The organism is Streptomyces sp. NBC_00287 (assembly GCF_036173105.1).
GTDB lineage: Bacteria > Actinomycetota > Actinomycetes > Streptomycetales > Streptomycetaceae > Streptomyces.
The window spans coordinates 1,373,972-1,392,282 of record NZ_CP108053.1; the positions used below are offsets into that span (position 1 = coordinate 1,373,972).

Consider the following 18,311-nt stretch of genomic DNA (forward strand, 5'->3'; position numbering starts at 1 on the left):
AAGGCGAACCGGTCCTCCGCGCCAAGCAGCGCCCAACCGAGCTCGCCGTGCGTCGGAGGAGCGGTGACGGGAGTCCATTCCAACCGGAACAGGGAGTCCCGTACCGCCGATGCCGGCGCACTCAACTCCCGCACATCGACGGGACGCAGCACCAGCGACTCCACGAACGCCACCGGAGCACCCTCGACATCGGCCACCAACACCGACACCGCATCCCCACCAACAGGAGCCAACCGCACCCGCACAGCCGACGCACCCACCGCCGACAACGACACACCCGACCACACAAACGGCAGCCGCGTCTCACCCCCACCCACCGGCAACACCGCATGCAACGCCCCATCCAGCAACGCCGGATGAACCCCAAACCGCGAAGCCTCAGCCCGCTGCCCCTCCTCCAACACCACCTCGGCAAAGACTTCGTCACCACGCCGCCACACGGCACGCAGCCCTTGGAACACCGGCCCGTAGTGGTAACCGGAGGCGACGGCGGCCGGATAGAAGTCGGAGACGTCGACGGCTTCGGCACCCTGTGGTGGCCATACGGCGAGCTCCCCGGCCGGGACCTGTGCGGCCTCGGGTGACACCGTGCCCACGGCATGTGTGGTCCACGGTGCCTCGATTCCGGTGTCGTCGGGGCGTGCGTGGATCGTCACGGCCCTGCTGCCGGTGGCGTCGGGGGCGGTGAGGACGACCTGGAGCTGTACGGCGCCGTGCTCGGGGAGGACCAGGGGGGCCTGGAGGGTGAGTTCGGCGAGGTGGCCGCATCCGACCTCGTCCCCGGCGCGGATCGCCAACTCCACAAAGCCGGTACCTGGGAACAGGACGGTGCCCGCGACGGCATGGTCCGCCAGCCACGGATGAGTACGGAGGGAGAGCCGGCCGGTGAGAGCCAGTCCCCCATCTGCGGCGAGGCTTACGGCGGCGCCGAGCAGGGGGTGGTCCGCCGGGCCGAGACCCAGGTCGGCGGGATCGCCTGTGGCGCTGGATGCCTGCAGCCAGAAGCGCTCGCGTTGGAAGGCGTACGTGGGCAGGTCGACGCGGGTGACGGGACGGCCGGAGTAGACGGCGGACCAGTTGATGTCGGTGCCGTGCACCCAGAGTTCGGCGGCGCTCGCGATGAACCGGGCGTTCTCATCCTCGTCGCGGCGAAGAGTGCCGACGACCGTGACCCGGTTCTCCGCGGCCTCCGCAATGGCCTGCACACCCATGGTCAGCACCGGATGCGCACTGACCTCGACAAGACGGGTGTGACCTTGCGCCAGCGCCTCTTGGACCGCCTCGGTGAAGCGCACCGGCTGCCGCAGGCCTTCGTACCAGTACGAGGCATCCATCGTCGCCGTGTCCAACACCCCACCGGTCACAGTGGAGATCAGCGGCACCCGCGATGCGCGCGGCGCCACCGGGGCAAGAACGTCGAGCAACCGCTCCCGGATGTCCTCCACCTGCGCCGAATGCGAGGCGTAATCCACCGGCACCCGACGGGCCCGCACACCTTCGGCCTCCGCCACCCCGGCGATCTCATCCAGTGCCTGCGGATCACCGGCGACCACCGTGGCATCGGGCCCGTTGTAAACGGCGATGGACACCCGATCGCCATACGGCTCAACCCAGGCCGATGCCAGCTCGGCACCGGTCGCCAACGACAACATCCCACCACGACCGGCGAGTTCATCTCGGATGGCCGCCGAGCGAAGAGCAACAACCCGGGCCGCATCCTCCAGGCTCAACGCACCGACCACCGCTGCAGCGGCGATCTCCCCCTGCGAATGACCAATCACCGCAGCCGGTTCAATGCCCAGCGACTCCCAGACGGCCGCCAGCGACACCATCACCGCCCACAGCACCGGCTGGACCACATCCACCCGCCGCATCCAGGCGTCGCCCTCGCCCCTCAACACCTCGGTCAGCGACCAGTCCACCCACGGTCCAAGCGCCGCCTCACACTCAGCAATCCGGGCGGCAAAGACTGGCGAGGACTCCAACAACCCCTGCCCCATCCCCAACCACTGCGCACCTTGGCCGGGGAACACAAACACCACACCGGCACCCGAACCCACCGCACCGGACAGGGCGTTCCCAATCACGCCACCAGAAGCCAGAGCCTCCAGCCCCGCAGTCAGCTCAGCCGTCTCCCGGCCCCAGACCACAGCCCGGTGCTCCAACGCCGAACGTGAAGCCCACAGACTCCACCCCACATCAACCGGGTCATCCGTCACACCCGCCAGCCGCCCCGCCTGCCCAGCCAACGCCCCCGCACTACGCCCCGACACCAACCACGGCACCACCGGCGACCCCGACAACCCCCCAGGACCGGAAACCACCACCGGCCCCAACTCGGCACCCTCAGCAGGCGCCTCCTCCAAGATCACATGCGCATTCGTCCCGGAGATACCGAACGCCGACACCCCGGCCCGTCCCGGGCGCCCTTCGGGACGCAGGTCCACCGGAGCGGTCAGCAGCGCGACCTGGCCCGCCGCCCAGTCGACGTGCGGGGTGGGCTCATCCACGTGCAGGGTGCGCGGCAGGACGCCCGCCCGCAGGGCCATCACCATCTTGATCACACCGGCGACACCGGCGGCGGCCTGGGTATGACCTATGTTCGACTTCACCGACCCCAGCCACAACGGCCAATCCGCCGCACGCCCCTGCCCATAGGTGGCAAGGAGAGCATCGGCCTCGATCGGATCACCCAACGTCGTCCCCGTGCCATGCGCCTCCACCGCATCCACCTCAGCGGCCGCGACTCCGGCATTGGCGAGCGCGGCCCGGATCACCCGCTGCTGGGACGGACCGTTCGGCGCCGTGAGCCCGTTCGACGCGCCGTCCTGATTGATCGCCGACCCGCGCACGACGGCGAGAACACGGTGCCCCTTGGCCAGGGCATCCGACAGCCGCTCGACCACGAGGACACCAGCGCCCTCGGACCAGCCCGTGCCGTCGGCCGCCGCCGCGAACGGCTTGCAGCGGCCGTCCGCCGACAGCCCGCGCTGCCGGCTGAACTCAAGGAAGAGGCCCGGGCTCGGCATCACCGTCACGCCGCCCGCCAGCGCCAGGTCGCACTCACCGTTCCGCAGCGACTGCACCGCCAGATGCAGCGCCACCAGCGACGAGGAGCAGGCCGTATCGACAGTGACCGCGGGACCCTCAAGACCGAACGTGTACGAGAGACGGCCGGAGACCACGCTCGCCGCGTTGCCGGTCAGGGAGAACCCCTCCACGACGTCCGGCGTGCGCTCCAGGTCGACGAGGTAGCTCGGGTATCCGGCGCCGACGAAGACGCCGCTGTTCGACCCCTTCAGCGAAGCGGCGGCGATACCGGCGCGCTCCAGCGCCTCCCAGGTGGTCTCCAGAAGGAGCCGCTGCTGCGGGTCCATGGCCAGCGCTTCGCGTGGTGAGATGCCGAAGAGATGCGGGTCGAACTCGGCGGCGTCGTGCAGGAATCCGCCTTGGCGGGTGTAGCTGGTGCCGGGGTGTGCCGGGTCGGGGTGGTAGAGCCCGTCCAGGTCCCAGCCACGGTCGGCGGGGAAGTCCCCGACCGCGTCGGTGCCCTCGGTGACCAGCCGCCACAGATCCTCCGGCGAAGTCACGCCACCGGGGTAACGACAGGCCATACCCACGATTGCGATGGGCTCGTCCGTCGCCGCCGCCGTCGCCGCCGTCGTGGCAGGGGCGGTCGTCTCCTTATCCGTCCCCCACAACTCGGCGTGGAGGTAGCCGGCGACGCGCGCGGGAGTGGGGTGGTCGAAGACGAGGGCGGTGGGGAGTCGTAGCCCGGTCGCCGTGTTGAGGCGGTTGCGCAGTTCCACGGCGGTCAGCGAGTCGAAGCCCTGTTCCTTGAAGGAACGCTCGGCATCGACGGACTGTTCGGAGGCATGCCCCAGAACAGCGGCGACATGGCCACGTACCAGTTCCACGAGCCGCCGCTCCCGCTCAGCACGGTTCAGCCCGCCGAACCTCTGGGCCAGGGAGCCGACTTCCCGGGTCTCGGCGGTCGTGCCGACCGCGCGCCGGGTCGGCGAGGTGCGGACGAGTCCGTTCAGTACGGCGGGGATGGTTTCGGCGGCGCGCAGTCCGGCCAGGTCGAGGCGGGCGGGCACGAGGGCGGCCTCGGCGGTGGCTACGGCCCGGTCCAGCAGGGCGAGCCCTTCGGCCGAGGGCAACGGGGCCAGCCCCATCCGGCTCAGCCGCTGCCGGTCGGCTCGGCCCAACTCGCCTGTCATGGAGCTGGCTTGTTCCCACAGCCCCCAGGCCAAAGAGGTCGCAACCAGCCCCTCAGCCCGTCGACGGTGCGCCAGCGCATCCAGGAACGCGTTCGCTGCCGCGTAGTTGGCCTGCCCCGCACCACCCAGCACACCCGACACCGACGAGTACAGCGCGAAGAACGCCAGGTCTGCGTCACGGGTCAACTCATGCAGATTTACGGCCGCTTCGACCTTCGGCCGCCAGACGGCTTCGAGTTGGTCGGGCGTGAGGGAGGTGATCAGTCCGTCGGCGAGCACGCCCGCGGCATGGACGACGCCCGTCAGCCGCTGCCCTTCGAGGAGGGCGGCGAACTGATCGCGGTCGGCTGCGTCGCAGGCGGCCACCTCTACGGCGGCACCCAACTCACCGAGTTCTGCTACGAGTTCGGCCGCACCCGGCGCCTCGAGCCCCTGCCGACTCGTCAGCAGCAGATGCCGTACCCCATGCCCTGTGACCAGGTGGCGGGCGAGGAGCGAGCCGAGCGTGCCGGTGCCTCCGGTGATCAGGACCGTCCCGTCCGGATCCAGCGGCACCGGCATGGTCAGAGCGACCTTGCCCGTGTGCCGGGCCTGGCTCATGAACCGGAACGCCTCCCGAGCCCTGCGTACATCCCACGCCCGCACAGGGAGCGGCTCCAGCGCCCCCGCCTCGAACAGACCCATCAACGCCCGCAGCATCTCGCCGATCCGCACCGGACCCGCATCCAGCATGTCGAAGGCGACGTACTCAGCGGCAACCTGCCCAGCGTCCCGGATATCGGTCTTGCCCATCTCCAGGAACCGGCCACCGGACGACAGCAGGTCGAGAGAGGCGTCAACGAACTCGCCGGCAAGGGAGTTGAGGACCACATCCACGCCCGCGTCAGCGAAGGTCTCCCGGAAGGTCAGATCACGCGAGGACGCGATCGAGGCATCATCCAGCCCCAAGCCCCGCAACGTGTCCCACTTGGCAGGGCTGGCCGTCGCCAGCACCCGAGCACCCAAATGACGCGCGAGCTGGACAGCCGCCATGCCGACACCACCGGCACCCGCGTGCACGAGCACCGTCTCGCCAGCCCGCAACCGACCCAGATCGACCAGCCCGTAGTACGCGGTCAGGAACACCACGGGCACCGACGCCGCCTGCTCGTACGACCACCCCTCCGGGATCGGTACGACCACACGCGCATCCGCCACCGCCACCGGCCCGAAGCTCTCCAGAACCAGGCCCATCACCCGGTCACCGGGAGCGAAGTCGGTCACTCCCTCGCCGACTTCGAGAACCACGCCTGCGGCCTCGCTGCCGAGCACCGGGCGGCCCGGGTACATCCCCAGGCTCATCAGAACGTCGCGGAAGTTCACACCGGCCGCTCGGACGGCAATCCGGACCTGACCGGGCTCCAGCAGTGCGGAAGCCTCCGGCGCCGGCACCAGCGCAAGGCCGTCCAACGTGCCGGTGCCCGAGGTGTCCAACCGCCACGCGTCCGTCTCCGCCTCCGCCGGAACCGTAAGACTCTCGCCGGAACCAGCCGCACGCACCAGACGCGGCACCAGCACCCGGCCCCCACGAACCGCCACCTGCGGCTCATCACACGCCAACGCCGCCCGCACCGCGGCGTCATCGCCCGCGTCGACGGACGGATCAGCGTCGACCAGCACAATGCGGCCAGGGTGCTCCGACTGCGCCGACCGGACGAGACCCCACACGGGTGCGGTCGCCAGGTCGGCCACGTCACCGCCATCGGTGGCCACCGCCCCACGCGTCACCACCACGAGCCGCGATCCGGCCAGCCGCTCATCGCCCAGCCAGCCCTGCACCAGCGCCAGCACCTCGGCAGTGGTCCGAGCGGAGACGTCGACAAGCTCCGAGCCGGCACCGGAAACCTCGACCAGCGCCACCTCCGGGGCCGCGTCACCCGCGTCAAGAGCGGCGCGTACGGCGCCGATTCCGTCGTACGGCGTCACGTCCATGGAAGCGGCGTCGGCGACCGGAGCGGCCGTCCAGTCCAGCCGGTAGAGGGAATCCGGGCCGGTCGCGGTGGCCGCGGCCAGCTGATCGGCGGCCACCGGTCGCAGCATCAGGGACTCTGCGACGGCGATCGGCGCGCCGGTCACGTCCGCCAGCTCCACGGAGAACGAGTCCCCGCCCACAGGCGCGATGCGCACGCGGGCAGCAGTGGTCCCGGACGCGAGGAGGGACACACCCTCCCACACAAACGGCAACCGCAGCCCTGCTCCGGGTTCCGAAGCCAGCAACGCGTGCAACGCCGAGTCCAACAACGCCGGATGCACCCCGAAGGCACCCGCTTCGGCATGCCGCTCCTCCGCCAACTCCACCTCGGCGAAGACCTCATCACCCCGACGCCACAAAGCCCTCAAGCCCTGGAAGGCGGGCCCATAGCCGTAACCAGCGGCCCCGGCGTCCGCGTAAAAGCCGGACACATCCACCGGCTCAGCGCCGACGGGCGGCCAGACCGTGAGATCGGCGGGGTGCGCGGCCGGAGCGTCGTTCAGGATGCCTTCTGCGTGCTGGACCCAGGGAGCGTCCAACTCCTCGGGACGGGAGTAGACGGCAAGAGACCGCTGCCCGTCCTCGCCGGCCGAACCGACCACGACCTGAACCTGCACACCACCCTGCTCAGGAATGACCAACGGTGCCTGAAGCATCAACTCCCTTACGCTCCCGCACCCGACCTCGTCACCAGCACGTACTGCCAGTTCCACGAAGGCCGTACCCGGCAGCAACACCGTCCCCGCCACGGCGTGATCCGTAAGCCAGGGGTGCGTACGAGTCGAGAGCCGTCCCGTGAGCAGCACACCGTCCCCGGCCGCGAGCGGAACCGCCGCGCCGAGCAACGGATGCCCCGCCTCACCCAGACCCAGCCCGGCAGGATCAGTCGGCGTGACGCCATCGGTCAGCCAGTAGTGGTCTCGCTGGAAGGCGTACGTGGGCAGGTCGACGCGGTTCGGATTGCGACCGTCGAAGAGAGCGGCCCAGTCGACATCGACGCCGCTCGCCCACAGACGGGACACCGCCTGGGTGAACGTCTCCACCTCGTCGTGGCCACGCCGCATGGCGGAGACGAACAGGCCCTCGGCGCACTCGGCGCCCATCGCGGTCAGCGTCGCATCCGGGCCCATTTCAAGGAACTTGGTCACTCCGGCGTCGGCAAGCGAGGCCAGGCCGTCCGCGAAGCGGACGGCCTCCCGCACATGGCGCACCCAGTAGTCGGCGGTGCGTATCTCCTCGCCCGCCACGCGGCCGGACACGTTCGAGACGACCGGTATCCGCGGCTCGCCGTACGAGATCTCAGCGGCGACCCGCGCGAAGTCCGCCAGCATCGGCTCCATCAACTTCGAATGGAACGCGTGCGAGACCGCCAGACGACGGCACTTGACCCCGGCCGCCGTCAAACGCTCCCGCACCGCCTCCACTTCCGCCTGGGGACCCGAAACCACCACGGACGTCGGCCCGTTCACCGCCGCAACATCAACCGAGGCGACAACCTCCTCGACCTCGGCCAAACCAGCCTGCACCGCGAGCATGGCCCCGCCCTCGGGCAACGCCTGCATCAACCCACCACGGGCAGCCACCAAACGACAGGCGTCCTCCAGCGAGAAAACCCCCGCCACATAGGCGGCGACCAGCTCCCCCACCGAATGGCCCATCACAAATTCCGGGCGAACACCCCACGACTCCGCCAACCGGTAAAGAGCCACCTCCACCGCGAACAACCCGGCCTGCGTGAACACCGTCCGATCCAGCGCCTCCGACGACAGCGCCTCCATCAGCGACCCAGGCAGCAGACCCTCGAACCCGTCACACACTTCGCCCAACACCTGAGCGAACACCGGAAACTCAGCCGCCAGCCCCGCACCCATCCGCGCCCGCTGAGACCCCTGCCCGGTGAACAGCACCGCAAGACGGCCATCCACCACACCACCCGGCGACACCACACCCAAGAGTCCCGCCGCCAGCTCCTCCGCGTCCGTGCCCCAGACCACCGCCCGATGCCCCAACCCGGCCCGACCAGTCGCCAACGACCAGCCCACATCCACCGGATCAAGCGCCCCGGCAACCCCCGACAACCGCCCCGCCTGCGCCACCAACGCCTCAGCAGAACCAGCGGACAACACCCACGGCACCAGACCACCCACCGGAACCGAAAGCCCAGCAGCTTCCACCTCCGGCGCCTGCTCCAGCACCACGTGCGCGTTGGTCCCACCGATACCGAACGCCGACACACCAGCCCGACGCGGACGCCCGGTCTCGGGCCAGTCGATGCCTTCGGTGAGCAGTTCGACGGCACCCCTGGTCCAGTCGACATGTGGGGTGGGCGCATCGACGTGCAGGGTGGGCGGCAGCACACCGGCCTGCATCGCCATCACCATCTTGATGACCCCAGCGACACCAGCCGCGGCCTGGGTGTGCCCGATGTTCGACTTGATCGACCCAAGCCAGAGCGGCTGTTCGGCATCCCTGCCTCTGCCGTAGGTGGCCAGCAGCGCCTGAGCCTCGATCGGATCACCCAACGTCGTCCCCGTGCCATGCGCCTCCACCGCATCCACATCGGCGGCGGAAAGCCCAGCACTGGCCAGCGCAGCACGGATCACCCGCTGCTGCGAAGGACCGTTGGGAGCCGTCAGCCCATTCGACGCACCGTCCTGATTGACCGCCGAACCACGCACAACCGCCAACACCCGATGGCCATTTCGCCGTGCATCCGACAACCGCTCCAGCAGCAGCACCCCCGCACCCTCACCCCACCCCGTGCCATCCGCAGCGGCAGCGAACGGCTTGCACCGGCCGTCGGCGGCAAGCCCCCGCTGACGGCTGAACTCCAGGAAGGTGCCGGGGGTGGGCATGACGGTGACACCGCCGGCGAGTGCCATGTCGCACTCGCCGTTCCGCAGCGCCTGTACGGCCATGTGCAGGGCGACCAGCGAGGACGAGCAGGCCGTATCGACAGAGACCGCAGGCCCTTCAAGACCGAAGGTGTAGGCGAGACGGCCCGAAAGGACGCTGGCCCAGCTTCCGGTGCCGAGGTAGCCCTCGACCTCCTCCGGCACGTTGTGCAGTCGGCTGGCGTAGTCGTGGTACATCACCCCCGCGAAGACACCGGTACGGCTCCCCCGCACCGAGTCCACCGCGATACCCGCCCGCTCGAACACCTCCCACGACGTCTCCAACAACAACCGCTGCTGCGGATCCATCGCCACCGCCTCACGCGGCGACACCCCGAACAACCCCGCATCAAACTCAGCAGCTTCATAGAGGAAGCCGCCCTCATTCGCATACGACTTACCGAACGCGCCCGGATCCGGATCAAACAGCCCCTCCAGATCCCACCCACGATCGGCCGGGAACGGACCCACCGCATCCCGGCCCTCCACCACCAGCCGCCACAACTCCTCCGGCGACCCCACCCCACCCGGAAAACGACACGCAGCAGCCACAATCGCCACCGGGTCATCCACCACACCCACAGCCGCAGCCGCAGCCACAGGACGGGCAACCACCTCCGCAGAGGACGACCCCACCACCTCATCCACCAGCAGACCCGCCACCGCCACCGGCGTCGGAAAATCAAACACCAACGTCGCCGGAAGCCTCAGCCCCAACGCCTCACCCAGCCGATTCCGCAGCTCCACCGCCAACAACGAATCAAAACCCAACTCCTTGAACGTCCGGTCCGTGTCGACCACGCGGTCCGCGGCATGGCCCAGGACTAGCGCCACGCTGGACCGGACGACGCCCAGGAGTTCGTGCAGCTGCTCCTCGCGGGAGAGCCCGGCCAGCCTGCGCGCGAGCGAGCCGGCAGCGTCGCCGCCCTGGAGGCCGCTGGCCGTACGGCGGGCGGTGCCCCGGACGAGACCTCGCAGGGGCGGTGGTACCGCGGCCTGGGCGCGGACGGCGGAGGTGCTGAGCCTGGCGGTGACGAGCAGCGGTTCGTCCGTGGCGAGGGCGGAGTCGAGAAGGGCGAGGCCCTGGTCGGCGGGGATGCCGACGATCCCGGCGCGCGCCATACGGGCGACAGCCGTCTGGTCCATGTGGCCGGTCATCCCGCTGGCGTCGGCCCACAGCCCCCAGGCCAGGGAGATCGCGGGTAGCCCCTCGGCCCGGCGCCGCTGGGCGAGAGCGTCCAGGAAGGTGTTGGCAGCGGCGTAGTTGGCCTGGCCCGGACCGCCGAGTACGCCGACGACGGAGGAGAAGAGGACGAAGGCGGAGAGGTCGAGTTCGCGCGTCAGCTCGTGGAGATTGACAGCCGCGTCCACCTTGGGACGCAGGACGCGGTCGAAGTGCCCCGGGGTGAGCCCTGTGACCACGGCGTCGTCGAGGACGCCGGCGAGGTGCACGACGCCCGTGACCGGATGCTCGGCGAGCAACGTCGCCAACGCCTCACGGTCACCGACATCACACGCCACCACCTCGGCATGCGCACCCACGTCCGCCAGCTCGGCCACCAACTCCACCGCACCCGGCGCCTCAGCACCACGCCGACTGGTCAGCACCAGCCTCCGCACCCCGTGCTCCACCACCAGATGCCGCGCCACCAACGCACCCAGCGTCCCCGTACCACCCGTGACCAGCACCGCACCATCACCGAACGAGATCGCCTCATCGGAGGCGGCGGAGCGGGCCAGGCGCGGAGCAAGCACGTGATCACCGCGTAAGGCGACCTGCCACTCCCCGGCCGAGACCGAAGCCAGGACTCGTTCCACGGCCAGGTTGTCGCCGCCCGTCGGGTCCAGGTCCAACAGCCCGAACCGGCCGGGATTCTCGGCCTCGGCCGACCGCACCAGACCCCACACCGCAGAGGCGGCGAGATCAGTGGGACCCTCAGTGCCCGTGCCCACGGCACCGCGCGTCACGACCACCAGACGCGACCCGGCGAACCGCTCGTCCGCCAGCCAAGCGCGGGCCGTCTCCCAGGTGTTCAGCACCGTACGGTGCACGGCTTCGGCGGATCCGGAGCCGCCGCCGTCAACGGGGAGGACCACCACGGAGGGCGGCTCATCCAGGCTCCCGAGGAAAGGCAGCCCGAGGCCGAACGGATCGGCATCACCGAACAGCGCCCAACCGGACTCGCCCTGCGTCGCAGGGGAAGCGACGGGAGTCCATTCCAACCGGAACAGGGAGTCCCGTACCGCCGATGCCGGCGCACTCAACTCCCGCACATCTACGGGACGCAGCACCAGCGACTCCACGAACGCCACCGGAGCACCCTCGACATCGGCCACCAACACCGACACCGCATCCCCACCAACAGGAGCCAACCGCACCCGCACCGCCGACGCACCCACCGCCGCCAACGACACACCCGACCACACAAACGGCAGCCGCGTCTCACCACCGTCCACCGGCAACACCGCATGCAACGCCCCATCCAGCAACGCCGGATGAACCCCAAACCGCGAAGCCTCAGCCCGCTGCCCCTCCTCCAACACCACCTCGGCAAAGACCTCATCGCCGCGCCGCCAGACGGCACGCAGGCCCTGGAACACCGGCCCGTAGTGATAACCGGAGGCGTGAAGACGGTCGTAGCGATCAGCGATGTCCACCGGCTCGGCACCGACGGGCGGCCAGACCGCCAGGTCGATGGAGGGGGCATGCGGCCCATCGGTGCCGAGGGTGCCCTCCGCATGAAGGGTCCACTCCTGGTCGGGTGGGGAGTTCTCGGGACGGGAGTAGACCGAGACCGACCGCTGCCCGTCCGCCTCCGGGCCGCCGATGACGACCTGCGTCTGTACGGCTCCCTGCTCGGGGAGGATCAGCGGGGCCTGAAGGGTGAGTTCGGTGAGATGCCCGCAGCCGACCTCGTCCCCGGCCCGGATGGCCAGCTCGACGAAGCCGGTGCCGGGGAAGAGGACGGTGCCCGCGACGGCATGGTCCGCCAGCCACGGATGAGTACGGAGGGAGAGCCGACCAGTCAGAACGGCGCCGGCACCGGCGGCGAGGCTCACGGCGGCACCGAGCAACGGGTGATCGGCAGCGGCCAGACCGGCGCCGCTGACGTCAGCTGTTCCCGTGCCGGACTCCAGCCAGTAGCGCTCGCGTTGGAAGGCGTACGCGGGAAGATCGACGCGCTGCACAGCGCGCCCCGCGTAGACAGCGGCCCAGTCGATATCGGTGCCGTGCACCCAGAGTTCGGCGGCGCTCGCGATGAACCGGGCGTTCTCATCCTCGTCGCGGCGAAGAGTGCCGACGACCGTGACCCGGTTCTCCACCGCCTCCGCAATGGCCTGCACACCCATGGTCAGCACCGGATGCGCACTGACCTCGACAAGACGGGTGTGACCTTGCGCCAGCGCCTCTTGGACCGCCTCGGTGAAGCGCACCGGCTGCCGCAGGCCTTCGTACCAGTACGAGGCGCCCATGGTGGCGGTGTCCAGCACCGCACCGGTGACCGTGGAGATCAGCGGGACACGCGATGCCCGCGGCGCCACCGGAGCAAGGGCATCCAGCAACTGCTCCCGGATGTCTTCTACTTGCGCCGAGTGCGAGGCGTAGTCCACCGGGACGCGGCGGGCGCGGACACCGACCGACTCCGCCAGGGCCGCGATCTCGTCCAGTGCCTCCGGGTCACCGGCAACGACCGTGGCATCGGGCCCGTTGTAGACGGCGATGGACACCCGATCGCCATACGGCTCAACCCACCCCGATGCCTGCTCAGCACCGGTCGCCAACGACAACATCCCACCACGACCGGCGAGTTCATCCCGGATGGCAGCCGAGCGAAGAGCAACAACCCGGGCCGCGTCTTCCAGGCTCAACGCACCGACGACCGCCGCGGCGGCGATCTCACCCTGCGAGTGACCGATCACGGCAGCCGGAGTGACCCCGAAGGACTCCCAGACCGCCGCCAGCGACACCATCACCGCCCACAGCACCGGCTGGACCACATCCACCCGCCGCATCCACGCATCGTCATCGCCGCGCAGCACCTCGGTCAGCGACCAGTCCACGAAGGACCCGAGTGCCGCCTCACACTCAGCAATCCGCGCCGCGAACACGGGCGAGGACTCCAACAACCCCCGCCCCATCCCCAACCACTGCGACCCCTGCCCCGGAAACACAAACACCGGCGCACCAGAAGCGACAGCGCTCCCCGAGACCACGTGACCTGCAACAGCACCAGCCGCCAAGGCCTCCAGCCCCGCCGTCAGCTCGCCGGTCTCCCGGCCCCAGACCACAGCCCGATGCTCCAGAGCCGTACGCCCCGAAACCAGCTCCCACCCCACATCAACCGGATCACCCACCACACCAGCCAGCCGCCCCGCCTGCCCAGCCAACGCCCCCGCACTACGCCCCGACACCAACCACGGCACCACCGGCGACCCCGACAACCCCCCAGGACCGCCGACCACCACCGGCCCCAATTCCGCCCCAGCCGGCGCTTCCTCCAGCACGACATGCGCATTCGTCCCGGAGATCCCAAAGGAGGAAACAGCAGCCCGGCGCGGCCGATCCTGGACCGCCGCCCACTCCCGCACTTCAGTGAGCAGCCGGACATCACCGGAGGCCCAGTCCACGTGCGGAGTGGGCTCATCCACATGCAGGGTGCGGGGCAGCACACCCTCCCGCATCGCCATCACCATCTTGATGACGCCCGCCACACCCGCCGCGGCCTGGGTATGACCGATGTTCGACTTCACCGACCCCAGCCAGAGCGGCCGATCCGCCGCACGCCCCTGCCCATAGGTGGCCAACAGAGCATCGGCCTCGATCGGATCACCGAGCGTCGTCCCCGTCCCGTGCGCCTCCATGGCGTCGACATCGGCCGCGGTGAGCCCGGCGCCCGCGAGCGCTGCTCGGATGACCCGCTGCTGGGACGGACCGTTGGGGGCGGACAGGCCGTTGGAGGCGCCGTCCTGGTTGATCGCGGAACCGCGCACGACCGCCAGGACCTGGTGACCGCTGCGGACCGCGTCCGAAAGGCGCTCCACGACGAGGACACCGACACCCTCGGCCCAGCTGGTGCCATCGGCTCCCGCCGCGAACGCCTTGCATCGGCCGTCCGCCGACAGCCCGCGCTGGCGGCTGAACTCCACGAACATGCCCGGGGTGGGCATCACGGTGACACCGCCGGCAAGGGCGAGGTCGCACTCACCGTTGCGCAGCGACTGCACCGCCAGATGCAGGGCGACCAGCGACGAGGAGCAGGCCGTATCGACGGTGACCGCAGGCCCCTCAAGACCGAAGGTGTACGAGAGTCGGCCGGAGACCACGCTCGTCGCGTTGCCGGTCAGGGTGAAGCCCTCGGCGGGTTCGGCGGCCTCGTGCAGCCGGTCACCGTAGTCCTGGGACATGGCGCCGGCGAACACACCGGTCAGGCTGGAGCGCAGGGAGCCGGGGGCGATTCCGGCGCGTTCGATCGCCTCCCACGAAGTCTCCAACAGCAACCGTTGCTGTGGGTCCATGGCCAGCGCCTCGCGTGGCGAGATCCCGAAGAACTCGGCGTCGAAGGCTGCGGCGTCGTGCAGGAAGCCTCCCTCGCGGACGTAGCTGGTGCCGTGGTGGGCCGGGTCGGCGTGGTAGAGCGCGTCCAGGTCCCAGCCCCGGTCGGTGGGGAAGGGTGCGATGACGTCGAGTCCGTCGCGGACGACCCGCCACAGGTCTTCCGGGGAGGCGATGCCACCGGGGTAACGGCAGGCCATGCCGACGATGGCGATCGGCTCACCGGTGTGGGTGGCGGCGGCGCGTGTGGTGCGGGGCCCGGGGGTGTCGCCGAGGAGTTCGGCGCGGAGGTGGTCGGCGAGGACGGCGGGCGTGGGGTGGTCGAAGAGGAGGCCTGCGGGCAGGCGCAGGCCGGTGGCGGCGGCGAGCCGGTCGCGAAGTTCGACGGAGGAGAGGGAGTCGAAGCCGAGATCCTTGAACGACCAGGTGACGTCGATGCCCTCGAGCTCGTCGGCCGGGTGGCCAAGGACCATCGCGATGTCCTCACGGACCTGGTCGAGGACGGCGCGGGTCTGCTCGGCGGTGCCGGCGAGGCCGGTGAGACGGTCACGCCAGCCGGCCGCGGGGCCTTCCCGGCCGTCAGTGGCTGCGGGGCCGTCCCCGGCATCCGTGGCTGCGCGGCCGTCCCCGACATCCGTGGCCGCGAGCCCGTCCCCGGCCTCCATGTCCGGCTGCGTCTCAGCCGTCCCCTCCTCCAGGACCGTGGGGGTCTCCGCCCCCGCCAGCCAGTACCGCTTGCGCTGGAAGGCATACGTGGGTAGCGGTACACGGCGCGCCCCGGGCCCGTCCGCGAAGGCGGGCGATGCCGGGGCAGCGCCCCGTACATGCAGTCCCGCGACGGCGGCCAGCAGGGTCTGGGCCTCGGCGCGGTCGCGGCGCAGCGCGGTGAGGAAGCCGACGTCGGCGGGGCGGCCGTCCTCGGGGCGGGCGGCGAGGCATTCGCGGGCCATGGCCACGAGAGCGCCGTCGGGGCCGAGTTCCAGGAAGGTCGTGACGCCCTGGTCCAGCAGCCAGTCGACGCCGTCGGCGAACCGTACGGCCCGGCGCACATGCCGCACCCAGTAGTCCGGGTCGCACAGCTCCTCGGACGAGGCCGGCCAGCCGGTCAGGTTGGAGACGACGGGGATGGCGGGCGGGTGGAAGGTGAGCCCCTGCGCGACGGCGCGGAACTCCTCCAGCATGCCGCCCATATGGGCGGAGTGAAAGGCGTGGCTGACCCTCAACGCGTGGGTTTTGCGGCCGCGTTCGGCCCAGGTGGCGGCGTAGGCGGTGACGGTGTCGGCGTCGCCGGAGACGACGCAGGCGCCGGGGCTGTTGACGGCGGCGATGGTGATGTGGCCGTCGATGGCGTCGAGTTCGGCGTTGACCTCGGCCTCGCCGGCTTCCAGGGCGACCATGGCGCCGCCCTCGGGCTGGGCCTGCATCAAGCGCCCACGCGCGGTGACGAGGGCGCAGGCGTCGGCGAGGGAAAGGACTCCGGCGACATGGGCGGCGGCCAGTTCGCCGACGGAGTGGCCGAGCAGCTGGTCGGCGACGACGCCGAGGGATTCGGCGAGCCGGTAGAGGGCGACCTCCACGGCGAAGAGCGCGGGCTGCGCCCAAGCGGTGCGGTCCAGCCGGGCGGCGTTCGCGGCCGTGGGCTCGGCGGTCAGCAGCAGTTCGCGGAACTCGGGGTCGAGGTGGTCGCAGACGGCGTCGAGCGCCCGTGCGAACGCGGGCTGGGCGGCGTACAACTCCCGTCCCATGCCCAGGCGTTGGCTGCCCTGGCCGGAGAAGAGAACGGCGGTGCCGCCCTCGGTGACGGTGCCCCGGACGACGTCGGCCGAGGGGCGGCCCGCGGCGAGCGCGGCAAGCGCCTTGGCACCGCCGTCGCGGTCGGCGGCGAGGACTACGGCGCGGTGGGCGAACGCGGTACGGGTGGTGGCCAGGGCGTGACCGAGGTCCGCGGGGGTGTGGTCGGGGTGGGTGTCGAGGTGCTCGCGGAGCCTACGGGCCTGGGCACGCAGGGCGGTGGCGGTACGGGCGGACAGCGGCCAGCCCTGAAGGGCGGGCGCAGCGCCGACGGGACGCTCATCCCGTACAACAGCCCCCGCCCCCGCCACCTCCCCAAGAACCACATGGCAGTTGGTGCCCCCCATCCCGAAGGAGCTGACCCCCGCGAGGAGCCGTTCATCCGGCCGGGGCCACTCGCTCAGCCCGGTCTGGACGCGCAACCCCAGTTCGTCCAGGGGGATTTCGGGATGGGCCTGTGCGAAGTTGAGGCTGGTGGGCAGTTGGCGATGGCGTAGGGCGAGGACCGTCTTGAGCAGGCCCGCGATGCCCGCCGCGCCCTCCAGGTGCCCGATGTTGGTCTTGACGGAGCCGACGGCGACGGATCTGCCGGCGGCGCGGGCGGCTGCGCCCACGGCGGCGCCGAGTGCGGCGGCCTCGACCGGGTCGCCGCGCCGGGTTCCGGTGCCGTGCAGTTCGACGTACTGGATGTGGGTGGGGTCGATCCCGGCCCGCCGGTGGGCCTGGGTGAGGACGCGGCGCTGGCCCTCGGGGGTCGGGACGGTCAGGCCCTCGCCGCCGCCGTCGTTGCCGGTGGCGCTGCCCGCGATGACGCACAGGACGTGGTCGCCGTCGGCGAGGGCGCGGGAGAGGGGTTTGAGGACGACGAGTCCGGCGCCCTCGCCTCGTACATAGCCGTTGGCGCGCGCGTCGAAGGTGTAGCAGCGGCCGTCGGGGGAGAGGGCGCCGAACTTGGCGGCGCTGATGGTGCTTTCGGGGACCAGGTTGAGGTTGACGCCGCCCGCGAGGGCGATGTCGCTCTCGCCGCTGCGCAGGCTTTCGCAGGCGAGGTGGACGGCGACGAGGGAGGAGGACTGGCCGGTGTCGACGGTCATGCTCGGGCCGCTGAGCCGGAGTGAGTACGAGAGGCGGTTGGCGATGATGCTGCGGTGCAGCCCGGTGACGCTGTGCGCGCCGATGGCCGTGGCGCCCTGGCGCTGCAGCAGGGCGGCGTAGTCGTCCCAGATGGCGCCGACGAAGACACCGGTACTGCGGTCGCCGAGGGTGTCGGGGACGATCCCGGCGTCTTCCAGGCTCTCCCAGCCGAGTTCCAGCATCAGGCGTTGCTGGGGGTCCATGGCGGCGGCCTCGCGGGGCGAGATGCCGAAGAAGGCGGGGTCGAAGCGGTCGACGTGGTCGAGGTAGCCGCCCCGCCGGGTGTTGATCTTGCCTTTGGCCGTGATGTCGGGGTCGAAGTGGGCGTCGGCGTCCCAGCGTTCGGGCGGCGTGGTCGTGACCGCCTCGCGGCCTTCGCGCAGCAGTTCCCAGAACGTGGCCGGGTCGGGGGCGCCGGGGAGCCGGCAGGCGAGGCCGATCACGGCGATCTGCTCGGGGTGTGCCGCGAGTGCCGCCCGCGCGTCGGCGGCGTGCGTGCGTCCGACAGAGCTTCCCGTATTCGCCACCAGGTCTCCCTTTTGACGCTCGGCTCCCGATGAAGCGGAGCCGAGTACCGGTTCGGACCGGGGTCGGGGTGATGTGTCCGGGGAATTCCGCGACTTCTCCCCCGCGCTGCGTCAAACGGCGGTCCGTGGTCCGGCGTTCTCGTCACCCCGCGCTCCGGGCCAAGATGACGTCAACAG

At 70.6% G+C, this 18,311-nt stretch carries 1 protein-coding gene (cut by a window edge); it reads right to left on the minus strand.

Translation table 11 applies throughout. The features are described 5' to 3' along the window. A protein-coding gene (locus OHT76_RS06210; protein WP_328869737.1) for a type I polyketide synthase crosses the window boundary here: on the minus strand, positions 1 to 18,134 show its 5' portion. The gene continues 17,299 nt to the left of window position 1, outside the view; the window shows 18,134 of its 35,433 coding nt (coding positions 1–18,134); its start codon is at positions 18,132 to 18,134; its stop codon lies off the left edge, out of view. Between the last annotated feature and the right edge of the window lie 177 nt (positions 18,135 to 18,311).